The sequence below is a fragment of the Mycobacterium sp. BMJ-28 genome (assembly GCF_054404835.1).
In genome coordinates this window covers 5,877,369-5,902,019 of sequence record NZ_CM136783.1, presented here as the reverse complement: position 1 = coordinate 5,902,019, position 24,651 = coordinate 5,877,369, and the positions used below count along the sequence as shown (strand labels likewise).

The following is a 24,651-nucleotide window of genomic DNA, read 5'->3' as shown; positions in this document are numbered from 1 at the left end:
CGTCAACGATCCGCTCGTCCCACCTGGACAATATGACCCTCTCTCGCAAAGAAGGGTGGCGCGCCTACGTGCAGACACCCCCACGATCACGGCCGGATGTCATGACCAGCAGGCAGATCCGCCGCCTCAGCGACACCGCCGCCGACATCTACAACCAGCGTCGCGCCGACTGGCACAACAACCTCTTGTTCAGAACGCCCCAGCTGCAATCCGTGCACGACAACCTATGGCCGCTGCTCGACGCCAGCACCCAGGACGGTCACCACGCCAAGACCGCCATCGCCCTTGACGGCTACCCGGGACTGGGCAAAACACTCGCGGTCGAATCCTTCGCCAAGCAATTTCATGATCGCGAGATCCGCCGCCACGGCGAATACACTGAAGCCGGCGACGAACGGTGGCCGGTGTGCCGCATCGGCATGCGCGGCAACACCAGTATGAAAGATTTCAACGCCGCGCTCTGCGACTTCTATGCCCATCCCGTCAAGCGCAGCGGCACCACCGAACAACTCGGCCAACAAGCACTCGATGATGTCCTGAGCTGCGAAACACGGCTACTCATCATCGACGACCTGCACTTCCTGCACTGGCAGCACCACGGCGGCATCGAGATCAGCAACCACTTCAAATTCATTGCCAACGAATTCCCGGTCACCCTGCTCTACATCGGCATCGGGCTCACCCAACGCGGAGTCCTCATGGAAGACCTACGCTGCTCACTCGATGACGCCGACCCCAAAGATGTCGTGCTCCAGCAGACCACCAGGCGCACCATCATGCTCAACATGAAGCCTTTCGGCCTCGACACCGACCGCGAACGCCGCCAATGGCACCAGCTGCTGGCCACCATCGAAGACCACGTTCTTCTGGGCACCAAACACGCGGGGATGCTCGCCGACGACCTGGGGGAGTACCTCTATACGCGCAGCACCGGACATATCGGCTCATTGATGGAACTGATCCGCATCGGCTGCGCTCGCGCGATCTACAACGGCACCGAAACCCTCAACAAGGCGCTCTTCGACTCCTTCAAGATCGACAGCGCCGCCGAAAAAGCCCGTGCCGAACTCGCGGCGGCATTCCGCACGCGCCGCCTCAGCGCGAACATCACACAGCCCACGCGCTCCGCGTAAACACTTCAACCGCTGCAGGCACGCATGACGACCAAAGCTCCCATCAGCCGTCCACGACCTGTGCTGCCCTACACGCCGTCCTACGCGCGCACCCATGCCCACACCCGGACGCTCCCGCTGCGCATTGCACCCCTCGACGGTGAATCGCTGACATCGTGGCTGGCCACCATCGCCGCTCGACTCCAGACGCCGTACCCTGTGCTGCTCAACACCCTGGTACCCAGGGCGGTGAACGCCTCAAAGGTCCCTAGATACAACACGTTAGACGGATTCGCCCCACCGGAACTGCTCGCCGCCGTCGCAGCGGCCACGGGTGTGAATGAACGACAGGTCACTCAGATGACCGTCGCGGGTCTGGGGCTGCCGGCGGTGGTTTCTGACGTGAGTTCCCGGGGCGTCTCCACTGGGTGGGGTCGCCCGTTGGCCTTTCGCCGCTACTGCCCACCATGCCTCGAACAGACCAATGGACGCTGGTCACTGCAGTGGCGTCTGCCGTGGGTGACCGTGTGCCACGAGCACGCCTGCCTGCTTCACGACACGTGCGCGGTCTGCGGTCTCAAACAGTACGCCGCACCAGGTTGCTTCCATGACCGGCAACCACCCCGCCCTCAATTCTGCCGCTGCAGCGCGGATTTGCGACAGGCACCCGTGTTGGCCCTGCCGGCCGGCGCCGACATGATCGAGGCGCAACGCGCCATGAACGCGCTGGTGGCCAGCGACGTGATCAGCACCGGGATCTACTCCGGCGCAACGGTAACCAGCGCGCAATTCTTGGCCGACACCCGTCGCCTGGCCATGCGCATCCTCGGTTCGTCAAACCCGCGAAGTCTGTCGAGCATGGCAGGGAAGCAGGACCGGGTTCAGACATGTCGGCAGCTGACGCGGTTGTGGCGTGTCGAATCGGAGAGCCCGGGGGCGCGCATTCCCTTTAGCGCCCATGGACGTGCTGCGATTGTGTCGGTCGGCATCACGGCGGCATTACACGTCATCAGGGAACCCTCACGGGAACACGCAGCGACTGCCCTGGCAGCCCTGGCCCCGCATGATAGCCGGGCGGCCCTGATCTACGTCACGCGCAGTTATCGCGGCTATCAGCCCAGCGCCGCACTGCGCGCCGTCGAAATCCTCACGCAGGCCAAGCAATGGGCAACCTTAGAAAGGCTGCGGTTCCGCTGCTATGGCCCGATGCCACGCCGGCCGGACCCGCCGTCGTCGGTCGTGCCGATACTGCGCAGCGTTCCCACACTCATGTGGACTCCGTGGGCTGCAGCACTAGACGTGTTCGACCGGACGATGGCATGGACTACCTATCGCCAAACGTTGTCGTGGCTGATGTTAGAGGTCGGCGTCCGCCTGCCAGAACGAGCGCTGCGCGAGGGATTGCAGTCGACCGCGGAACGTAAACGAGTGAGCGCGTTCGCCGACGCCGCCAGCCTCTACCCACGCTGGACGCGTGTGGCCGAAGCGCTCACCGCGCTACACAGCTACCTGGGCGACCATCCAGCGCCGATCGACTACCAACGCCGCCGCGAACTCGACTACAGCGACCTCCTCAGCACTGAAGAATGGAAGCACTTATGGCCATATGCCAAAGCGCTGCACCCTCGACCCGCACCGATACATGTTGCCCGAATATGGATGTTCGAACGACTCAGCGGTATGCCGGCGGGCCGTCACACCGCCATCAGGCGCAATCGGTATAACGTGGACCGCTTCTTGCTGCGACTCACGCCTGACCTCAAAGACGCCCTCGACGCCCATGCTGCTCGCTTCTTGAACCGGCACGGCATCACCGACGAACCCGTCACCTGGTCACCGCCCCTGGAGATTCTCGGTGACCACCCCTTCCCGACCCGCATCGACGGTGTCAACATTGCCGAGCTCCATACGTTGCTGGGTTCTGGTCAAAGCACTGTGCCTGGCGCTGCGCGCGAACTCGACATTCCGCTGCCTCTCATTCGTCATGTCCTTGAGGAACACCCGCTGCCCCCCAAAACGAAATGGCCCAACTGGCTGCAAGAATTCGACATCGCCGTCAGCGACGAAGAACTGCGGCGGCTCTATTGCACTGACGGGCGAACCTTTGACGAGATCGGTCTGCGGTACGGCATCCCGGCACACCACGTGGCCCAGCGGGCCAGAAAATGTGGGATACCCCGTCACCGTCCCGCACGCGCCCCCATCCCGGCCGCCTGGATCCGCGAACATCACATCAAAAAAGGTCAAACGATCGGCGAGATGGCCGCCGAACTGGGTGATGACCCCAGTCGTGTGAGGTACTGGGCGCACAAACATCAGATTCCACTACACCGCTACTACCGACGTGCCGAAGACCCCGAAATACGCAAGTATGTAGCGAAATTCGGTGTCGGACCACTGCTGGAACCACTGCTGCTTGACAAGAGCGGATGGAATCGACTGCAGCGATTCGCGAGCGTGACCACACATCGCAACATTGCCGATGCTGCGGCGGCTATCGGATGCCATTCAGACACCCTTTCGCGCCAGATCGCCGGACTGGAGAAAATACTGAGTGTGCGACTCATCGAACGCACTACCTCGCGCTACACACCGATGACCATCACCGCCGAGGGCAACCGACTCGCCGTCGCCATCCTGCGCATCCAACATCACAGCGATCGCGCTCCACGACGCTCATCGAAGATATGAGGGACGGTGCGCGGGTCGCAAGGCTATGCGGTACTCGCGCGATAGAACGGCCACGGTGCTGCGGGAGACCCCAATGGCCGCCGCGATGCTTGCCAAACTTCGGCGTTCGCCCTCATACAATCGGCGGAACCGTTGCTCCGATAACGCCTGGCGTGCACGCGTTATCGCGACGCCTGCACCCCGATGGGGTGTCGTCGAGCCGCCCGGCGGGACCGGATGGTCGTTAAGGACTTCCCGTACGACGCCGATGTTGACGTCGCACAGGTGAGCAGCGGCGCGCAGTGAAAGACCCTCGTCTCTGAGCAGATTGTGAAGCCGCTCGACGGCCGTGGTGCCCCACGTCATGGCGGGCGGCGCGGCGCTGGTCGGCTCATCGAGCATCGGCCGCCACCGTACCGGTTCGTCAGTGCAGTCGTGGATCGCGAGAAATTCACGAGCCACTGCATCCAGCGCCACAACGACTTCGGGTGTGAGCGCACGCGAGAGGCCGGCCAGCGCCGCTCTGAATCGCGGTAGTGGGACAGCATGCGGAGCCCGATATCCCGGTATGCCAGTGAGGCGTTCGAACAGCCAGCATCGATAGAGCCGGATCTTAGGACCGCTACCCTCAACCGTGGAAGTCTCTTGGCACAGACGACGCCACTGTGAGTCGGTCAGTAGACCCTCGTAGGACAGTTCGCGGCGACGCTGGTAATCGATGGCACCCGACTTTGCGTCTAGGCGGGCGGCCAGCGCCGTGATTGATGAGGCAAGGTGAGCCCAGTCTGACCTGGCACGCAGTAACCGCAGGACACGGGCCACACCTTCTGGTGTGGCGATCGATCCCAGGAGTGTGCATGCGTGAGGCAGCGGGGTGTCGGTACCGGTCACCGCTACCGCGACACTGAGCACAGCCCGCAACTGATCGAATCCCACGCCGCTGGTGGTGAATCCGACCGCTGCGGTTGGCCATAGCAGCGTCGGAATCCGGCGGTGCCGCGAACGTGCCGCGGCTGATATGTGCTCGCCCGGATCGGTGCGGCGCCGTCCGAGAACGTCGATCCGGTCACGACGATTCTGGGCCCGCATCGTCAATTCGATGGTCCGCACTGTATCGGTGATGGCGCGACCGCTGATCGCCCGCGGCATCCTTGCCGCGGGGCGAATCAGAGGTAGAACTGCCCGAAGGTGTTGTGCACCTGAGACTCCCGACGAGGCCGCCAGGATTGGCATGGCGAGGCTCGCCGCTGCTGCGGATGTGGCGGCCGAGGTAGCGTCTCTGCTCACTGCCCATACCGGGCACGCGCACGGCCTCTCGGATTGAGCTTCATATATGCGCCACACACTCGGCGATACTCGTTGCTCAAGTTCAGTGCGGTCGCCGTAACGGAGAAGGTGCTCGCCCAGTGCAGCGAGATCGGCGGTGAGCACGTCGGAGGACGTGGCGCGCCGAGCATGCGCACCTGCTGACGTCGCTCCGGCAGAGATGATGCCCAGAATGCGACGTTGCAGGGTGAGTACAGGGTCATCGGCAGGTAACGGCGCGGCGTAAGCTTCGGGTAGGAGACTGCCGCAGCGCTCGGGGGTGCGTCCGCCCGCGACGCCCAGCTGGGTGCGTTGGCAGTGCGCCGGCGTCGGCACAAGGTCCATCGACGGGGCCATCATCCGCTGCCGCCGCCTGCATGTTGGGCATGCATCGACGAGCATGCAGTGGTGTCGAGGACAGGCGAAGCTCCACCGCAGGCGCCACCATAGCTGCCATCGACCACCTGTCTCGCCGAGGCAAGAGGGGCAGAACCGAGAACCAGGCAGCATGAGCGTCCGCGCGAGGTGATATCCCGGGTGCGTCGCAGGCAGTAGCGATGTCAACGCCATCGACTGAAGAGCATCTCTGGGCAGCCCGGCGGTAAAGCTCACCGAATCCAACTGGCGCTGATTCCACGTTAACGCAGGCCGCCGTGACGTCAACGGCTCGCCACGACATGTGTAGCCGGTCGCGGACAGCAGAATGGCCCACGAGACACCACACCGCGCGGCCAACGCGTCTAGCCAGGAATCCAGCGCCTCACCTGTCACCGGTGATACCCGCAGAGGAAGCGTCCGCAACCGGATGCACCGTGGCACGTCACGGTGACGTGAGAGCTGCCCGGATATCGGGGTCAGACGGCATGAAGACGACACGGATGGATGCCCTACTAGTAGGCCTCTATACAGAATGACCTACTAGTGGGGCAGACTTCTGCGCGTTGGCGGAACTTACTTGAAGATGTGCCGACGCGCCCCAGTCAAAACGACCCCAAGCGGGTCGCAGCATGGGAAAAACGTCGCCGCAAAGTCGGCACGCGCATCAACACCATCCGCCTCGAACGCGGCCTCACCCAGGAACAGCTGGCACTACTCTCAGGTGTGTCGCGCAACGTTCTCGTCGACGTAGAGCACGGCAGGCGGGGGCTTCTGCATGAGCGACTGTTCGACATCGCCAAAGCCCTGGGCGTAACAGCAGCCGACCTCGTTGAAGGAATCCGATAGGACTACCGCGCATTCCCGGTGATGCGCGGATCGTCGTCGTCTCGGATCCAGCGCGGACACGGTCGCGAGGCCCGCAGGCGCCGCGATCACGGTCCCACCTCGATTCAGGATGCGAACCAGCGCTGGTGCCAGCCGAACCTGTGTACGAGTGCCCAACGACTCGCACGCCATCCAAGTAGGAAGCAGAAGTTGCCGACTCAGCTGCGTTGGGCGGGCCCGGAAGGGCACATGGGACGACTATTCGCAGATGACTGCTACGAGCGTGGCCAGTTCGACACCCTACGGCTGGCACTTCCGAAAGCCACTTCCGGACCCGCACCACAAGCGTACTACTAGTAGTGCATAAAGCTCACAACGGAGGCACCGGAAGAACGCCTCCAGTCGATCGGCCCTGGCCTTGCCGCGCAGCTCTGAAGAGGCCCAAAGCGGATCGCCACTGCAGTGGTATTGATCGAGAACGGCAGCTCGGAATGACCAGTAAACGCGACGCCCACCACAACGCAGGCAACGAGTTCCACGGCACCGTCAACAGGCGAATGCACCCTTTTGATGCTGTGGTTGGCCCCTTCCTCGACGCCGCTGGCGCAGTGAGACAACTAGGCCTGCCCCTGCAAGCCGTTATGGATCTGGCTCACCGAAGCGACATCCTGGGCTGTCCCACCGACCAAGGTGCACTCGTGTTCCCGACATTTCAGTTCACTATCGACGGCACCGTGTTGCCCGGTCTGGCCGCGGCGCTCCAGGCCCTTGCTAGCGCAACGTCGGACACTTGGCAGGCGGCTCTGTGGATGAGAACACCAACCAACGAGCTTGCCGGTCGCACACCTTGTGAAGCGCTCCAGCAAGGAGACGAACGGGAGGTGCTCGCCGTGGCGAAACACGCCGCGGCCAGATGGAAGCGGTAGGTCCGAGCGCGTGGGACGACTGCCGATTGTCTGTTTCACCAGCGGACACATTATGCCCGCGCTTGCTGGTTGGTACCCCCTGCGGCGAAGTGCCGCCGTGGTGTCAGCGGTGGACCGTCACGAAGCAGGGCCGCTCTCGTCCGTCCCCGAGAGCCGGTACCGGGCGGGGCCGCAGTTACCTGCCTCAGCTGGTTGCGTGCGGTCCTGCGGGGCACAGTAGATGTCGTGGGCATGCCCAGACGATCAGGAACCCACGCCGGCCCGCGCTTCGGTGCGGGGGCCAGTGAAGCCCGTCACGGTGTCACGCGCGATGCCCAGTTGTCGTGCGATGGCCCGCTGCGACAAACCCTCGCTGCGGTGAAGATGCCTGATCAAGGCCCAGTCTTCCAAGGAGATCACCCATCCAATCTGATTGGATGGCCTACTTTTCAACCCCGTCGCGACTGGCCGGGTCTTCAACCGTCGTCAACAAAAGTTGTCGAATAGGAATTCGACTAGGGCGCGACCGGCCCCAGCCTCCACGGGGCGTGTCAGAATTTCAGGGGAGGAAATTTCCTCGGTAGGCCTGCAGCCCACCAGCCGGATAGGAGCCATCGAAGGCAGGATCTGATTGGTCCAATCCGAGTCGTGCGAACTCGAGGGTGACACCAGGCAACGTGCCGAACTTGACGACAGCACGCGACACGTCAGGTCGCGAGGCGCGGTAACCGCGATAGGGCGCCTCGCTGCGCACCGGAATCTTATCGGCGACAACCTACTGTGCTCACCACGCTGAGAAACGAGTAGTCGCCTACCCCAAATTCCTGCCACATTCCCCGGCTCTGCTCGAAATCGGATGCCACGGGTGAATTCTCTGCAAAGGCCCTCAACCTGCCGATCACAGTGTGTTAGGCAGTAACCGGGCCTGGATGGTCACGCGCCGCGGCTATCTGCAGCCCGAACACGAACGCCCAACAGCGTCGGGAAGGCAAGCTCATGCGCCATGCCACACAGCAGTTGTCACGAAAGCCGGAACGACTGAGCGCCGTTGACTTTCAGTCGCTCGGCGTGCGCGATCTTCTGGATGCTCGCGACCAGTTTCGCGTCCACCTCGCGCACAAACCGAACGTGTTCTCGACCGCGGTCGGACGTTATCTCGTGCGTGACACTGATCCTGACGCACACGAAACGAGCGGTGGTCGCCTCAGCTCTCGCCAACCCAAGGCCGCACCGCGCACGCTGCGAAATTCCAGCGTGAAGACGTGGTCATGGCCATGCGTCTTAGTGTTCGTGAAGCGGTGGCAAACCCTTGACGATTTGGTCAAACATCCCGAGGATGTGCTGCCCCCGTTTATCTACATGCCAGATGGGCGCATCGTTCCAGTCTGTGTCGTCCTCGCCGAGTCCGCGCATCTTCCCGCTCCCGCACTTGACCCGAGTCACCTCGCGGCCGACACACTCGGCGTCGGTTCGCCCATCTATGTCGACGCTCAGGGCATGCGTCGGATGGGCACGGTCGCATGCCTGGTTTCCGATGGCAGCGACTTCTACATCTTGACCAACACTCACCTTGCCGGCGTGGTGGGCCGGCCAGTGCGAGCCCTGCTTGACGGTGTTCCCGTCGTGGTGGGCACCACCCTCGGAACGCCTCACCTCACCGAGCGCACATTCTCGGAGGTGTACCCGAGTCTGCCCGGCAAGGATGCCGTGGTGAATATCGATGCCGCCATCGTCCGGCTCGAAGATGCCAACATCTGGGACGAGTCCGCCCTGACGCAGCCGATCGGTGACGTCAGAGATTTCGATGCGAGCACCGCCTCGCTGTCGTGGATCGGGCAGCCAGTGGTCGGGCATGGAGCCGCAAGCGGAGACATGCACGGAGAGATCAAAGCTCTGTTCTATCGATACAAGTCGGTGGGCGGACGCGACTACATCGCTGACTTCGTCATCGGTACACGATCGGATGACACGGGCCGTCCCCTGGTGACGCAGCCCGGTGATTCGGGGTCACTGTGGTGTCTGGACGGTGTCATCGCCCCTGGTGAGCGTTCACCGTTCGGACTGGAATGGGGCGGCCAACAGATCAGCGATGATCCCGCCGGAGGCCAATTCCTGCAGTTCTCGCTGGCCACGTCGATGGCGGTAGTCCTGCGGGAACTGAATCTCGATCTGCTTTCCGGGCCCACCGCAGAACGCGTGCAGTATTGGGGGCCTGTGGGGCACTTCAAGATTGGGCAGCAGGCATGCTTCCTGGTCAAAAACCCGGCGTTGCGGAAGTTCTTCACGGCCAACGTCAACAACCTCAGCTTCAGTAGCGACAAGCAACTGCAAACGGCGACTCATTTGCAGGCCAAGGACTTCGTCCCGCTCAGCGATGTGCCGGACGTGGTATGGAAGACAACGATCAACCGGGTGAAGCCGCAAGTCGCACGGGTGATGGAGAACTGGAATCACTACGCCGACATCGACCTTCCCGGAGGCGACGGCCAATCGCTGCTGGAGGCCTATCGCGCCGACGAAGACACACTCAACCACAGCAACTGGATGGACTTCTACGACGACGCACCGGTGCCCAGCGCCTCGACGGCACGGTCCAATAACCAAGGCGCGCTGCCCTTCCGGGCCTGGCAGACCTTCACCAAAATCGTAGAATACGCGCAACGCGGAGACGGCGCGCGTTTTCTCACCGCAGTCGGATGCCTGGCGCACTACGTGGGCGACGCATGCCAACCTTTGCATTCCTCCCAACACACCGACGGGTTGAACGGAGCACGGACCGGCGTGCACGCCACCTACGAGGACAACATGGTGGACGCGTATGCCGACACTATCGCGAGCGAGATCGGCGGTGCCATCAAGAATCTGAGCTTCACGCCTCGCACGATTCACAGTCCACGCGATGCGGCCAAAGCGGTCATGGATTTGATGATCTTTGCCCGGGAAACGCTGCCGCCCGAGACGATCTGCCACACCTACAATCAGGCGCGCCCAGCCGGAGTCACGAACCCCACCAAGGCACCCGCAGTTCTGGACGCGCTCTGGAACAAATGTGGAGACCAGACCGTCGACGTCATCGCAGCGGGAGCCGTCACGCTTAGCGCACTGTGGACGGCCGCATGGACACTCTCCGGCGCCTCAGATGACTCGGATTGGCTCATCACAGTTTTCGACGGCACCACAGACTTGATGCCGATCTACGAAAACAAGGATTTCCTGCGCTCGCTTCACCTCAAATATCTGGGCCAAGACGACCTTCCAGGATCCGACGCCCCACAAAATCCGCCTGCGCCTCCTAGCAGTGCTCCCGCGAAGAAAGCTGCCCGCAAGCAAGCGACCAAGCGCGCCGCGCCAGCTAAGGCTGCGAAAAAGGCGGCCCGCAAGCGATAGGAGCGGACGGCAGTCACCGCAGCCATTCCGCCCGTAGAGCACCCACTTCGAAGAGTCCTTCAACCACATACCCCTTGTGAGGAGCGCTCGATGAACATTCCGAAGACGAAGCCGGACTTGGAATGCGACGTCGTGATGAAGGGTGGGATCACCAGCGGTGTGATCTACCCCCGCGCCGTGTGCACACTCGCTGAGACCTACCGGCTGCGCTCGGTGGGCGGATCCTCCGCTGGCGCGATCGCTGCCGCAGGGGCCGCTGCAGCTGAGTTCGGCAGAGCTACTGGCGGATTCACGCTGCTCGAAACGCTTCCGACGGACATCACCGCGCAGGTGGACGGGGAATCGGTTCTGTTCCGGCTTTTTCAGCCCACCAAACAGACCCGACCGCTCTACCGTGCGTTCACTGCCGGCATGGGCAAGTCCGCGAGGAAGATCCGCATCGCCGTGGCGTTGTTCGCGGGCTATCGGTGGTGGGCGCTGCTCGGTGCGATACCGGGCATTGCGGTGACCGTCGCCTGTGCAGAGAGTCACGGGTTAGCGCTCGTCGCGGGAGCGCTCGCCGGCCTGGTCCTGGCACTAATCGGTGCGACTGTCGCAGTCGCGTGCGGTGTTGCCGGAACGCTGGGGAAAGTGTCGGCAAAGAACTTTGGATTGTGCACCGGTATGCCTGGCACCGGCGCCGGCGGGGCGCCGGCGTTGACGCCGTGGCTGCACGCGAAGTTCCAGGCGATTGCCGGGCTTTCCAGCGATGATGGACCGCTCACGTTCGGAACACTTGCCTCATCGGGCATCACGCTGCAGATGATGACCACAAACATCACTCGTCGCTAACCAATGCCGATGCCCTGGACAACACAGGAGTATTTCTTCGAACCCGACGAGATGCGCGAGCTCTTTCCCGCGGAGGTCGTCGACTGGATGGTGTCGAACGCGCCGGAAGCCGGCCCGGACGGAACCCCGCTGTCGCCCAGTGAGGTTCGCAAGCGAGATCTGTTGCGTGCACAAGCCGGATCCAAGAGGCCTTGGCCGAACGCCGCTTATCTACCGGTCATCGTGTCAACCCGAATGAGCCTGAGCTTCCCGCTCCTGATCACCGCGGTTCCGTTGTACGCGGTGAACTACTCATTGGCCGCGAACCGCTCGGCGCGTGCTGCGGCCGATGCCTGGTTGCAGGCCAACCCGCACGGAACCGCGGCGGAAGGCGCCGCGGCACTGGAAACTGCGCCAGCGGTGCAGGCAGGCTTCCGAGATACCGAAGTCCTTCGCGATCTGGCGCAGCGGCGCCTCGCCCTTACGGGCCACGGCGATGACATCAGCTCGGAACTCGGCGGGAAACGGTGTCGGCACGAGGTTGATCCTTCCAGCAAGGACGAATCCTCACAGGTCAGGAGTCAACCAAACTGGGGGCAGTCCCATATGCACTTCGTACCCTCTGGAGGTACGTTCTGCTTACTTGGAGAGCAGTGGTGGCTCGAAACCGCAGCGCTCCGACCCCACCAGCGCTGGCGCGGGTGCCCTTGAGGACCATTCGGCCGCTCGCTGTGGCGGGTCACAACAGATTCTTTATCCGAATTGCGTGAATTGCCTTGCGTGATGAATGTTAGTGAACGGGGTTTGGGAATTCTGGCCGGGCCTTCTGGCTCGGTGCGATTCAATGAACGGGCTGAGCTCAGCAAGTTGAAAAGTCTACAGGGGGTATGAGTGGAAGAGATTGCTACATTCAAATTTGCCAGTCTTCCCAAGGTCACCTTTACCGCGACTCGGACGGCGAGCATCAGTGTGGACGCGATGTCATCGGCTGCACCACAACAACATGCAGTCGGGTGGATTGAATTTCAAGCCACAGATGATGTCACCGGCACGCGAAAAATGCGCAGCGGATCGATCGGTCCGGTCACAGCCGAGGAGGCGGACACATTTTCCAACGCCGAATCCGTGGGCACATTTTTCGGTTGGGAGGCAGTGTTCCGTTTTCCATCACTGCCTGGAGTGTCGTTCTACACAGAGCGGTCGACTGAAGATGTAGACGATCGCGATGGCGGTCTTCGTCGTGCAGGTTGGGTAACAATTGTGGGGCGGCGCGATTCAGACGGTGCTTTCGTTTTCGGGTCTGGTACCAGTGGGCCAGACGGCTCCTCTAATGAGTACAGTCAACCGCCATCCAGCAAGGGCGCTGTACCCGCATTCTCATTGTCGCTTCATCCGCTCGAGACCGTCATTGCGCAGCATTTCGACTGGGGAGCGCGGAGTATCGATGAGACCGGCAAAGCATTGGTCGCCATGGGATCTCGTGATCAAGAGACCGTCGTTGCTAGTCCGGGTGACGGCGCTGATCTGATTCGACTCCCGTTCCGTGCAGCGTGGGGCGACTGTCAACCCGTGTCGTCATCCCCACGAATTGCGCTAGGCGACGGGCACGGCAACGTCAGTTTCTACAGCGAGCGCGGCTTTGAAGAAGTCAAGACGACTCGTTCCCTAGCGGAAAACCCCTGGGGTACATGGGCATACGTCGATAGATCCTGGAAGCTCGTCCTAGGAATGCGCGATTCCTATCGCCTTTGGGACCCGACCGGTGACAGCGGATTCGTCAGCGAAGTTCACGTCGGCAGCGGGGGACTTTCATGGGGTCACGCACTGCATGTGTCCTACACCAACGGTGACACATCAGAAACGGAATCTGCGTCCGTGTTAGTGGCTGGTGGTACCCGTGGCGTGAGATTCTTCGACCTGGCCTCAGGGCGCGAAGTGCCGGCGCCGACGAGTCCGGCCAGTCCCCAAGGTCCGCTGCTATGGGGAGCCGCTACAAACATCGGCGGGGTCGAGGTTGTCGCCACCGGTGGCCCTGCCAACGAGGTAACGCTATGGTGCCTAGGCATAGATGGGTTCCATCCTGTGCAGCTTTCATTGGACGGAAACGAAATCGGACAGACCGCGTGGGGAGCCTGGTGCCATATCGGCGCTGACCCAATCCTCGCAGTCGGCGGAGTAGAACCCGGTCGCGTCTGGATGTGGCATCCAGCAATGCACCCTGGACCGCAACAAGGCCTGAACCTTGGTTTGCACTGGGCCAACTGGGGACTTCATGACGGCAAGCCCGCGCTCTATGGTGACGACGGCTCGCAGGTTCGTGCATTCGAACTCACTCTAGGCGCGCCGGTAAGCGCGAAACCTGACTACCGTTCTGACGCGGTGACCTCCGGCGACAGCGCGGATGTTCTGGATCGGCGAGTCGAGGCCGCCGCGCTGGCAGAAGTCATTGCGTCTCGGACGGCTCGACCGCCCTTGTCGATCGGGATCTTCGGTCAATGGGGTGAGGGCAAAAGTCACTTCATGAATCTGCTCCATCAAGAAATTACGGATATCAGCGCACCGGCGCGCGACAACTCACTCCTCGAAGTAGGAACAGACACGCAACACCGCGACATCCGCCAGATTCGGTTCAACGCCTGGCATTACTCGGAGACTGATCTCTGGGCAAGCCTGGTGTCAGAAATCTTCAGTCAGCTCGGTGCAAGCGCTGAGGACAGCGAAGACATCCGGGGAAAACAACGTCAGCAGTCGCGCCTTCTATCTGAAATCATCGCCGAACGGCATCTGCCCGAACGCATCGCGGCCGAGAAGGCTCGCAGAGATCAGCTAAGAAGAGTTCGGTCGCACGCCGATGCCGCCACGCTGTCTAAGACGCACCCTTCGGCACTGAAGGCCTCATTAGCGGACATCGATCCGGATTTAGCAGCCGAGTTCGACGACTTCATCGGTGCTGCGGCAGGGTGGACGACCTACCGACGTCGACAGATTATGAGAGTTCTGGCCGCGATGCCATGGGTCAAGATCGGTCTGACGCTGATTGCGATACTGGCCATCGGCCTTGGGGTATGGACGTGGATGCCCAACGTCCCGGCGAAAATTCTTAGCGGGATCGTCGCATTGTCCGTGATCGGGGGTGGATACTGGACGGAAGTCCGACCAAAGTTCGAATCTCTCAAAGAGCAACTAAACGCGGCGTCCCGTGCAGTCCAAAGTTTCCGTCAGGCGTCCCAGCGCCTGATCGAATCGATGAATAAGGACATCGATCTCGCTGTGCGCGTCAGCGACTCGACCATCGAAACGCTTGAACGCGAACTTCGCGATTTGACTGCCGCGGGCCAGCTCGCTGGACTTGTCGTGGAGCGCGCCACGGATAACACCTATCGGCAATCACTGGGGCTGATGACCGAGATTCGGGAGGATTTCGAGCGTATGTCGCGGCTCCTGACCCGAAGTGAAATCGAGTACGAAGCCAATGACGTTGTAGGCGACTCTCTTCCACGAATCGATCGAATCGTGCTCTACATCGATGATCTGGACCGATGCCCGCCACGGCGGGTCGTGGAAGTCCTTGAAGCTGTCCATCTGATGCTCGCAGTGGAACTGTTCGTTGTGGTCCTTGCTGTCGACCCACGGTGGCTACGTCGCGCGGTCGCCGTCCACTACAGTGATGTCCTGTCCGAGACTACGCCGGAAGACGGACGCGGCGAGTGGGCATCAACTCCAACGCAGTACCTAGAGAAGATCTTTCAGATCGTGCTTTATATCCCGTCGTTGAGTTCATCGGGGTACGCGGCGCTGCTAGAAGACCTCGTTGTTCGCAGGCCAGTACGCGATGAACGCGAGGGGGCAAACATTGATGCAGCGGCGAGAGGAGACGAGGTCAGGGTGCAGCATCGCCCCCAAACCGGAGCGCCCGACTTGGCACCACAAATTGGGTTGCCGCCGCCGCGAGAGATGGATCGAGTCGATCCGCTCGCATTTGATGGTGACGAACTGCTGTTGCTCAAATTGCTTGGACCACCGATCATCACAACGCCACGCGCAGTTAAGAGGCTCGTCAACAGTTACGCGCTGATGACAGCAATTCGCAGGTTGAGAAGCCAACCATCGAGTGGCCACGCCTTGCGACCTGCTCTCGTACTTCTCGCGCTGCTCATCGGCTACCCAAAGGAAGGTCCGGTTATTCTCCAGCACATGTCGACCAGCCATCGATCAACGCCGGAGACGACGTGGACGGGCTTCGTCAGAGACCTGGCAGAAGCGGTGAATCGTTCAGAACAACCCCTCGACGCCATACTGTTGTCGCGAATAGCGAACTCCCTCGTTCATGTTACGGCGGAGGCGCGGCATCGCGGTGTGGCTCTGCCTGAGCAGTTGGGCACTTGGACTTCGTGGATCCCGTCGGTGGCCAGGCTCACTTTCTCGGCTGGCGCCGCCGTGAGTGGCCAGTTCCAAGCAGAATGATCTAACGCAAAGTGGAGAACTTCGGAGGCGGCGAGCACTACCACTGGTCAGGACTCGGACATCGAATGCGTTGAGCTGTGCGATAGACCACCTGCAGTCGCTTGAGCGTTGATCGAGTGCTTGAGCGTGCTCAAGTAGAGCGGGAGTCCTTCGACCACTCGTAAGCAGCCATAGCGGCCATCGGGTCCTGCCCAGCGGCTGCAATGATGTCGTCAGGCCGGACCAGGACATAGGCGGGGCGCCCGTGAATGCTACGCAGCAGCGGCGGTACGACATGTTCGCCAGGGATTCCGACCGGCCTGTCTGTCAGAATCCGCCAGCCCTGCATCGGCACGCCATTGAGATGAAGTTGATGCCGAGAGAGGCGCGTTCCCACTGGTTTTCCGTGGTGCGGCCTCAAGGCCGTCGAGGCGGGATAGCGATGGCTTCGTCCCGCGAGTTGTGCGGCGTAGTGGCGATCGAGCAGACCAGTCTGGTTGGCGATGCGCATCGCTGTGTCCCTGAGCAGGATCTGCCACCACTTGTCGAGCATCCATCCCCGCGTTTGCAGGTCGGCGTTTCGCACGATTCGTGAGGTGATGTGGTGGCGCTCGGTCTCGTAGGAGTCCAGCAGGGCGGGGTTGGCTCCGTCGATGACTTCGGCCAATTTCCATGCGAGATTGTGGACGTCGTGGATTCCCGCGTTGAGACCTTGCCCTCCTGCCGGGCTGTGGATGTGGGCCGCGTCTCCTGCTAGGAAGATCTGCTGGTCTCGATATTTTTGTGCGGTACGTGCGTGCACGTTGAAAGTCGCCGCCCATACCGGAGTGCCGATCTGCAGACCCCCGGGTCCGCGGTCATCGAGGATGGACTGCATGGCCTCGACAGTCGGCGCAGATGTTTCGGCAGTGCGCGCGACGCTGGCGAAGACCCTATGTAGGCCGTGCGGAAGTGCAACAATCACGAGCGCACCGGTTGCGTCCAGCAGAGTGGCGCCTCTCTGTGTCAAGTCGTGGTGTTGGCGTCGTTGAGTAGCTGTCGGTAGACGGTGTCAGACAGTCGCCTTTTGAGGCAGCGCATCGCTTCGCTGTGGCTCTTGCCGGTTGCGCGTTTGCGCAGGTAGTAGGTACGTCCCTGGGTGTTTCGTCGGATTGGGGTGATGGCCATGACGTGTAGGCAGTAGTTGAGTTGACGATCGCCGGCGCGGGAAAGTCGGTGTCGGACGACGTCTCCGGACGATACTTCGATCGGGGATGTGCCGGTATAGCTGGCGAACGCCGCAGGTGAGTGGAAGCGGTGGATCGAGCCGACTCTGGAGACGATTTTTGGCGGCGGTCAGAGCGCCGATGCCGTGCAGCTCGGTCAGGGTGGTGCCGCATGCTTTGACCGCGATCTCGATGTCGTGGACGGCCTTGTCGATTCTGCGGTCGAGTCCGCGCAGTTCTGAGATCAAATCGGCGGCCAGTGCGCGGAGCGTCTTGCCTGCGGTGTCTCGCGGTCGCACGGTGCGCAGGAGCTCAGCGGCCCGTTCGGCGTTGAGGTCGCGGCTGGCGCCGCCGGGAATGACGTGGGTGAGAACGGTGTGAAGTCTGTTGATGGTCTGGGTCTGGATCCGGGTCTTGACCAGGTCGTCTCGGTGCTCGACGAGTGCGCGTAAAGCCGTTGTTGCAGAGTCGATCGCGGCTGTGTTGAGAGAATTGGACGTACGAGCGGCGACGCCCACCGACACGGCATCGGCCTCATCGCTCTTTCGACCGTGCCCTGTGGAGAGGAGCCTTACTCTGGCCGCGAGTTTGGCGGGTACGTCAATCACGGTGATGCCGTCTTGACGCAGCCGAACAGTCAGTGGAGCCCCGAGACCGCTGGCGCCCTCAATCGCCCACGCGGTGTCGGGCCAGCGTCGGGCGAAGCGGAGCAGCGTTCGGTAGCCGTCTCGGCTGACCGGGACGCGGACCGTTGCCAGCGGCTGCAGCCGGGCATCAACGGCCGCGGCGGTCCACGACCGCTTGTGCGGGTCGATCGCGATCATCACCGACGGCATGGACGTGTCCGGGGTTGATGGCATGTAGTTCCTCTGCTCGAATGGATTTCGGTTGCGAGGAGGGCACACCAACTTCAGGTCGAACAAGCCTCTCTTCAGCCACTCCACGCTGTGGTGGCGACCGGCCGACAGGCCACTCTCGGAGTCAGCCCGAAGGCGACAGGTGTACGGCGAGCCAGACCGATCACCACCACAGGGAGCATCGCTGCAGGCGGCGCATCCCCACCTGAATTCAACAAGTTGGTGTACGAGTCGGACCTGATCAGTAGCGCCGGCGTGTCATAGCCGAGTGATTGAAGGTCATCGCGTCGATTCCTTTGCTCGAGAGACCGACCAAAGTCACTCGAGCAAAGGAATCGACGCGATGACCGCTGCCCACAATATCGACCTGCCCGCCGTGCTGGCAGAACGACTCACCGCCACCCACCCCGACGTCCTGCGCGAACTGCTGGCCACGTTCATCCACACCCTGATGGGCGCGGAAGCCGACGCCCTGTGCGGCGCCAGCTACGGCGAGCGTTCGGTGCAGCGCACCAACTCCCGCAACGGTTACCGGCACCGCGAATTCGACACCCGCGCAGGCACATTGGATCTCGCGATCCCAAGCTGCGCCACGGATCGTACTTCCCGGACTGGCTGCTGGAACGCCGCAAACGGGCTGAGGGGGCCCTGACCACCGTGGTCGCCACCTGCTAGCTGCTCGGGGTCTCCACGCGACGGATGGACAAGCTCGTCGAAACTCTCGGCATCACGTCGCTGTCGAAGTCGCAGGTGTCGGTGATGGCCAAGGAACTCGACACCGCCGTCGAGGCCTTCCGCACCCGACCCCTGGACGCCGGGCCGTACACGTTCGTCGCGGCCGACGCCCTGGTCCTGAGGGTCCGCGAGGGCGGCCGGGTGGTCAACGTGCACGCCCTGATCGCGGTCGGGGTGAACGCCGACGGGTACCGGGAGATCCTCGGTATCGACGTCACCACCGCCGAGGACGGAGCCGGCTGGTTGACGTTCTGGCGGTCGCTGACCGCCCGAGGCCTGTCCGGGGTCAAGCTCGTGACCAGTGACGCGCACGCCGGGTTGGTGGCCGCGATCGGGGCCACCCTGCCCGGCGCAACGTGGCAGCGCTGCAGAACGCATTACACGACCAATCTGATGGCGCTGACCCCGAAGGCGTCGTGGCGGTGGGTACGCACCCTGCTGCACTCGGTGTTCGATCAACCCGACACGGAATCCGTTGCCGCCCAATATGATCGAATCATCGAAGCGCTCGCCGACAAGTTGCCCAAGACCGCCGAGCACCTCGAATCCGCTCGTCCGGATCTACTGGCGTTCACCGCATTCCCCAAACAGATCTGGCGCCAGATCTGGTCCAACAACCCCCCAAGAGCGACTCAACAAGGAGATCCGCCGGCGCACCGACGTCGTAGGCATCTTCCCCGACCGCGACGCCCTGATCCGCCTCGTCGGCGCCGTGCTGGCCGAACAACACGACGAATGGGCCGAATCGCGGCGCTACCTCGGTCTGGACGTCCTGAGCAAATCACGCGCTGTCAACGGCACCCCGACCGAACAGGAGGCCACCCCCGCGGCACTGACCGCCTGAACCATCACATCGAAGAATCACACGACGACGTCGTACACCACGCCCCTGGACTTGACCCCGGGCGCGCGCCAGTCGAGTCGGCCACGCCGGGAAAGCTGGTGATGATCGCGTAATCGGGATGCTTCTCGAAGGACTCGGCAGCTCGCTGACCGAGGGTCTCGACGCTTGTGCAGGCGGTGTCCAGGGCCGCGAGTAGCACAAGCGTCTGGATCCCCAGGTCGGCTCATTGCCGCGGGGGTAGATCTGTCCGCAGTCCCATCTCAGGGTCCTTCAGGAAGCGTGTCGCTTCAGACAGTGTATTCAGCAACCTTTGGACTCGCAGTCGTGACTCATCGGGCAGTTTGTTGAGCTCGCGGAGGTCAGCCCAGAGAATTCCTTCAACGATCATCTGGTCCAAATCTGAGCGTAAACGTGTGACAGCGCCTTCGAGGGTGCTCGGCGCTGACCTGTTGCCTTGATCGGGCGCCACTGAGGTGGCGCGTTCATCAAAGAGTTTCTGCAGCTGTTCCAGTTCGGTTGTTGCCAAAGCCTTCAGTCGCTTTGACGCCCCGGCATTGCGTTGCCATTCGATTGCTCGCTGGTACAGGGTCCTGGCGCGCTCCATGAGTATCGTCCGCCTCTCCTCACTGTCCATCAGCGTCTGATGGACAGCGGCGCCGCTGAGGGATGCAGAAGCCTTGTGTAGGTACAGGGTAGCAACGTAGCGGTCAGCGATCGGTGGCTCAGTGGTGGCGATGTTGGTCAGCATCCGGGCAACCAGCATTTCGCCAGTGCCGCGGAATCGCAAAATGCGCAGCGCTGTAGAAGGTCCGACAATGAAACGGTGTTCGCGTGCTGCTCCCAGTAGGGAAATGACGTCGGCCCTGTCTTGTCTGACAGAAGGATCGAGATCTGGATCGAGCACTGAAAGAAGTTGTTGCGCGCACTTTTTGGTGCGTACGGCGAAATCTATGCGCCGCTGCTTCTCCCGCGCCGAAACACTGGACTCTGTAGTGGGGGAGGCGTAGGCGATGATGTACATCGCTAGCCGTGCCGCAATCGCCATAAGCTTCGCGCTCGGCAAGGCGTTGGCGGGTGGCCCACTAGCGGACAGATGCAGCACATCGTCACGTAAGCCGAATGCGCGGATACCGGTGAGGGTGTTGAGCAGGTTTTCGGTTGCCTGTATCTCACCCTCCGCCGCCGATATTGCGCTTCTAGCCATCAACGCTTCGGTGTGGTCGATGTTGTACTGAACCATCGCTCGGCCAGCCTCTGTTCGGACAGCTTTCGTGAGGTCAGAGTCTTTATATCTAAGCGCCAGCAGCAGAGCCAGTTCAGGAAACTGCCGTTCGGCGACGCGCGACAGTAAGCGCCGAGCATCCACAGTCGAGTCGATGATGGCTGCGCAATTTCGTTGCACTTGCGGGGAGAGCTCGGCCCGCCGGGGCCATACCAAATCGTCAATCACACGCTCGGCGACCTCGCAGATTTGTCCCGCGTTCTCAATTGCTTCTTCACGTTGGAGCGCAGAGCCTCCCACCGTCAGCAGCGAGTTGGAGATCAGCTTGGAGTGGAGACGTTTGGTGTAGATCCGCGCTGCGGTTGTGACGGTAAGCAGATCCGATGGCGTGGTAGCAGCCTCGATAATTTTAAGGAGCTGGTCGCTATCGGTAAGTTTGAGCTCCGAGAGCTCCAGGTCGTCGTTGTCTCGTCTGGTGTTAGCGCGCCACAGCTGGTAGCGAGAGTGATTCTTGCGCAGGGTATCTGGCGGTTCGGGGTCGGTTCCCGGCAGGTAGTCCTCCATAGCCATGTAGCACAACGCCATCCAGGGGCTTCCCGCGCATTCTTCAGCTTTGAAGTACGCGCCGAGAGTGTTCCGGGACCCGATACCGATTTCACTGAGCGCGCGCAGAGAAAGTTCTTCGTCGGCGCGGTCATGATCGGCGAAAATCCACTCTTTGAATCCCCGCACGATTCGGGCGCGGTTGCGCTCCTGGGTCTCAGTAGACAGGGGGTATGGTACGAGCGCCTGAGCCTTTTTGGCGTTGCCATCGTTGGGCACCTCGGGCTCGCGCTTGATCATGATTGGTGAATCTAGACGTCACCGATGCAGATTTCGCGCTGGCCCACCAGATTTTGGGCCAACCAAAGTTTAATCGCTGGGCCGTTATGGGCCACGCTGCCCAGGTGTGCACCATAACTGCTGATCAGTGGCGCTTTCGCGCAGAGTCAGACACACTCATGGGTGGCCCTGGAAGCGATTCTGAGGCTGTGGTGCCGGGTGGAGTGCCCTAGGAAAGCAAATCTCCAACCCGGCCCACTACCGAAACAACCCCGGATACCGGGGCCGTCAGGCGACTATACCCCCTGACGGCCCCGAATCCCCAATTTGAAGGGATTTGCTGTCGTGAGAACGAACGCCTACGACGGTCATGATGACCCCACGTCCGATCCGTTGTCCTCGCCCCGCGCCCAGCTCGCGAAGTGGGTGCAAACCTTTCCCGGGCAGCCGGGGGGCGGAGTTCCCGGAGATCCAGTACGGCCACTCGGCGCGGTGAGTGATTTCGCCTGCATGGAGATGGCGGCCCGTATCGACGCCGTCGACGCGCAGGACATCAGCCCAGAAGCCTTCTTCGACGAGGTTGAGCAGCTGGTGGAGACCTTGCCGCCGGAATGGATCGACACTTTTGTCAGCCATCCAGGCAGCCTGTCCTCACGGATTGCCGCGCTGGACCTGATGATGATCGAACGCAGCCTCTCCGTCGTGCACGGTGGGCCGACCCAGGAATACCGCGCTCGACGGAGTCAGTCATTGCTCCTGCGCACCTTGCGGCGATTGGCTCGTGCACAGAAACGACCGCTCTATCTGGCATGGATCGACATCGCCAACTGGCACCCGGTGCACGACCCGAGGACATTCGTTAGTAAGGGCATTGCCCAGGACCAGGAGATCCTTCTGTACGGGATTCAGCACGGCATCGAGCGGACCTTCCAGCACGTCGTGGTGGAATGGCCGATCGAGTACATGGGCCCGAAGGTCGCCGAAGAGATGGCAGCCAACCTCGACGCCGCAGTCCAGGCGATGCTGCATCTACGTAAGGTGCGCCAGCACGGTGAATTCGACCGACTGAATCGCTTCCTCACTCCCAATGGCGAGGCGCACGGTCATGCGACGGGATCGTTCTCGGCCTGGACGATGCTCGCCGGGTTCGTCTTGACCGGGCACCTGCCCAAGCGACTGGTGCTCGAGGAAAATCGAGCAGCCTACGATCCGGATGCCCGGCCGTTCATCGATGCAGCTGTCACCGGGGAAATCACCCCGCTCCCGCGGATGCGCGGCGCGGATCGCGACGGCGGAGATATCGAACGCTTGGCAAAGCACTGCGTTCGGCAGTTCGGCCACTTCCTGGAGATCCATCGAGGTGCTGTCCGCGCTCAGGCGCCGGCCGCGCTGACCGAGCAGGCGCCGTCCGATCCTGAGGTCACCAACCTGCAGTCCTTCGACGAGATTATCTCCAGCACGAAGGGCTTCATCTTTCATCCGCCTACTGAAAGCTCCGAGGGCGGTAAGGACGGCGCCGCCAGTGGGGAGGGCAGCGTCGCCTGAACGTAAGGCTCGCCCTGGGCCGGCGTTGTCAGCAGGTCGAGCGTCTTCACACCGAGCGGGGCCTCTGGTTGTCACGACAACCAGAGGCCCAGCTTTTTGGGTTATCGCTGGAGGGGCTGACCCACCTGAGCCAGGATCTGATCAGCCTTGTTCTTCTACAAACGAGGCAGCCTCGTGAAGTTAGGGTTAAAAGCGTGCAGTCGGGAGGAACGGTGCGGGAGTGGCACACCGAGGAAGGGTGGGGCGTCATCGATTGTTCCGACACCCCGGGGGCTGCTGGGTACACTTCAGTCACCTCTTCCACGAAAACCTCCCTCCACCCGGTCCCGATGAAGTCCTCCACGTCTCTGGCGGATTTCGTGAGGCCTTCGGAGGCGAAGCCGCGGACTTCGACAGGGGACCGGCTTCTCAAGACGGTTATTCCTTTCGCGCCATCACCGTGTGGCCCCGCGGGCGGGAGGCTCCCCACCGCGTCATCCGTTACCACAAAGCTGGCGACAGCCTTTATCTCTCTGAGTAGCTCACGAGTACGGAACGGGCGCGACGAACTGTCCAATAGGTATCCCGGTGGGTGCGCAGCGATGAGCCGCCTGCAACTGAGCTTTTCCATCGGCAGAAACCGTGAACCGGTCATCTGACGAAGGAATCGATCCTCCAGGTTCTCTCTACGTGGTTCCTGTCGAAGAGGTACTCGACGAGCAGCCCGCCGAGCTGGTCGCGTCTGACGTGAACCTGGACCTGGGGGTGTTGTTGGATGTAACCGGTACGGCCCTGAGAGCTCATCGCGGTGGCGGCGCCAAAGTGTGGGGCTTGACCAGCACCAAATCTAGATCGTTGCGGCCTGTTGTTCTCCGGTCATACCACTCCGACTAGATGTGAGCGACAATCACAAGATGCCGAATCCAGCTGATCAACGATGGTTCTGGACCGAGGGTTGGCAGCAGCGTGAGCGTGAGGTGGACGCCCATGTGGCTGCCGGTGAGATTCTGGTGCACCGCGATGGTAATGCACTGCTGGAACACCTCGATCAACTCGGCGTCACTACGGAGCAGTAACGGGCTCGCCACAACCTGCGCAGTCCCGCAGGAGCAGGGCGCCCCACGCACATACCGTAACTGGAAGACCGCCGAACCCTCGGGCCGTACGGTGACCGACGCGCAGCTCACCGACGCGCTGCTGGCCACCGTCGGCACGCCAGAGGGCATGTACGGGCGCGCAAGATGACGGCCTACCGGCGCCGGCAAGGACACTAAGTCGCCCGGTGCACAGTTGATCGGCTGATGCGCGATGAAGGCCTTTCCGGGATCACCCGCGGGCGCCGGCATCGCACGACGATCCCCGGAAAGGTTTCAGCTCGGCCGGTGGATCTGCTGGACCGAGACTTCACCGCCACCGCGCCCAACCACAAGTGGGTCACCGACTTCACCTACGTGCCGACCTGGTCGGGGTTGGTCTACGTGGCGCTGGTGATCGACTGTTTCTCCCGGGCGATCGTGGGCTGGCAGGTGTCGAGGGTCAAGGACACCGCGATGGTCACCACAGCCCTGAAGATGGCACTGTGACGCCGTGATCATCACGGCCACACG

General features: G+C 62.0%; 13 protein-coding genes and 4 pseudogenes. 11 read left to right on the top strand and 6 right to left on the bottom strand.

The window, feature by feature from the left end:
- Window positions 1–32: 32 nt before the first annotated feature.
- Both ACXPWS_RS29280 and ACXPWS_RS29275 read left to right on the top strand, forming a co-directional pair.
- Window positions 33–1,133: an AAA family ATPase gene (locus tag ACXPWS_RS29280; protein WP_458713737.1), complete on the top strand. Its 1,101-nt coding sequence runs from the start codon at window positions 33–35 to the stop codon at window positions 1,131–1,133.
- A 24-nt stretch (window positions 1,134–1,157) separates the two neighbouring features.
- On the top strand, window positions 1,158–3,803 hold the full coding sequence (locus tag ACXPWS_RS29275; RefSeq protein WP_458710004.1) for a TniQ family protein: 2,646 nt from the start codon (window positions 1,158–1,160) through the stop codon (window positions 3,801–3,803).
- Here ACXPWS_RS29275 and ACXPWS_RS29270 read toward each other — a convergent pair.
- Together ACXPWS_RS29270 and ACXPWS_RS29265 are read right to left on the bottom strand one after the other, a co-directional pair.
- Window positions 3,789–4,892 (bottom strand): hypothetical protein, encoded by a 1,104-nt coding sequence (locus ACXPWS_RS29270; RefSeq protein ID WP_458713787.1) that lies wholly within the window; start codon window positions 4,890–4,892, stop codon window positions 3,789–3,791. The genes ACXPWS_RS29275 and ACXPWS_RS29270 overlap by 15 nt on opposite strands.
- Window positions 4,893–5,543: 651 nt before the next feature.
- Window positions 5,544–5,858: pseudogene (locus ACXPWS_RS29265) on the bottom strand (TniQ family protein); the annotation flags it as partial.
- A 192-nt stretch (window positions 5,859–6,050) separates the two neighbouring features.
- On the opposite strand from ACXPWS_RS29265, the gene ACXPWS_RS29260 reads away from it, so the two are divergent.
- The 4 genes from ACXPWS_RS29260 (at window position 6,051) to ACXPWS_RS29245 (ending at window position 11,413) form a co-directional block, all read left to right on the top strand.
- On the top strand, window positions 6,051–6,311 hold the full coding sequence (locus ACXPWS_RS29260) for a helix-turn-helix domain-containing protein (RefSeq protein ID WP_458713736.1): 261 nt from the start codon (window positions 6,051–6,053) through the stop codon (window positions 6,309–6,311).
- A 470-nt stretch (window positions 6,312–6,781) separates the two neighbouring features.
- On the top strand, window positions 6,782–7,216 hold the full coding sequence (locus ACXPWS_RS29255; protein ID WP_458710003.1) for a hypothetical protein: 435 nt from the start codon (window positions 6,782–6,784) through the stop codon (window positions 7,214–7,216).
- A 975-nt stretch (window positions 7,217–8,191) separates the two neighbouring features.
- Entirely contained in the window at window positions 8,192–10,582 is a 2,391-nt protein-coding gene (locus ACXPWS_RS29250; protein ID WP_458710002.1) for a Nal1-like putative serine protease, read from the top strand.
- 90 nt (window positions 10,583–10,672) lie between these two features.
- Window positions 10,673–11,413: a hypothetical protein gene (locus tag ACXPWS_RS29245; protein WP_458710001.1), complete on the top strand. Its 741-nt coding sequence runs from the start codon at window positions 10,673–10,675 to the stop codon at window positions 11,411–11,413.
- A gap of 393 nt (window positions 11,414–11,806) precedes the next feature.
- Here the strand turns inward: ACXPWS_RS29245 and ACXPWS_RS29240 are convergent.
- A pseudogene (locus ACXPWS_RS29240) lies at window positions 11,807–11,929 on the bottom strand (transposase); the annotation flags it as partial.
- A 354-nt stretch (window positions 11,930–12,283) separates the two neighbouring features.
- On the opposite strand from ACXPWS_RS29240, the gene ACXPWS_RS29235 reads away from it, so the two are divergent.
- On the top strand, window positions 12,284–15,856 hold the full coding sequence (locus ACXPWS_RS29235) for a KAP family P-loop NTPase fold protein (protein ID WP_458710000.1): 3,573 nt from the start codon (window positions 12,284–12,286) through the stop codon (window positions 15,854–15,856).
- Between the two features lie 130 nt (window positions 15,857–15,986).
- Here the strand turns inward: ACXPWS_RS29235 and ACXPWS_RS29230 are convergent, their stop codons facing one another.
- Together ACXPWS_RS29230 and ACXPWS_RS29225 are read right to left on the bottom strand one after the other, a co-directional pair.
- Window positions 15,987–16,712: an FAD-dependent monooxygenase gene (locus ACXPWS_RS29230; protein WP_458709999.1), complete on the bottom strand. Its 726-nt coding sequence runs from the start codon at window positions 16,710–16,712 to the stop codon at window positions 15,987–15,989.
- A gap of 128 nt (window positions 16,713–16,840) precedes the next feature.
- Window positions 16,841–17,900: pseudogene (locus ACXPWS_RS29225) on the bottom strand (IS110 family RNA-guided transposase).
- Window positions 17,901–18,240: 340 nt separating this feature from the next.
- Here ACXPWS_RS29225 and ACXPWS_RS29220 point away from each other — a divergent pair.
- Window positions 18,241–19,476: pseudogene (locus ACXPWS_RS29220) on the top strand (IS256 family transposase).
- A 223-nt stretch (window positions 19,477–19,699) separates the two neighbouring features.
- Here ACXPWS_RS29220 and ACXPWS_RS29215 read toward each other — a convergent pair.
- Window positions 19,700–21,541 carry a hypothetical protein gene (locus ACXPWS_RS29215; protein ID WP_458709998.1) on the bottom strand — a complete coding sequence of 614 codons (1,842 nt, stop codon included), beginning with the start codon at window positions 21,539–21,541 and terminating at the stop codon, window positions 19,700–19,702.
- Between the two features lie 471 nt (window positions 21,542–22,012).
- On the opposite strand from ACXPWS_RS29215, the gene ACXPWS_RS29210 reads away from it, so the two are divergent.
- From ACXPWS_RS29210 to ACXPWS_RS29200, 3 genes are all read left to right on the top strand, one after another.
- Window positions 22,013–23,065 carry a hypothetical protein gene (locus ACXPWS_RS29210; protein ID WP_458709997.1) on the top strand — a complete coding sequence of 351 codons (1,053 nt, stop codon included), beginning with the start codon at window positions 22,013–22,015 and terminating at the stop codon, window positions 23,063–23,065.
- Between the two features lie 893 nt (window positions 23,066–23,958).
- Entirely contained in the window at window positions 23,959–24,120 is a 162-nt protein-coding gene (locus ACXPWS_RS29205) for a hypothetical protein (protein ID WP_458709996.1), read from the top strand.
- 225 nt (window positions 24,121–24,345) lie between these two features.
- Window positions 24,346–24,627: a DDE-type integrase/transposase/recombinase gene (locus tag ACXPWS_RS29200; RefSeq protein ID WP_458709995.1), complete on the top strand. Its 282-nt coding sequence runs from the start codon at window positions 24,346–24,348 to the stop codon at window positions 24,625–24,627.
- Window positions 24,628–24,651 lie beyond the last annotated feature (24 nt).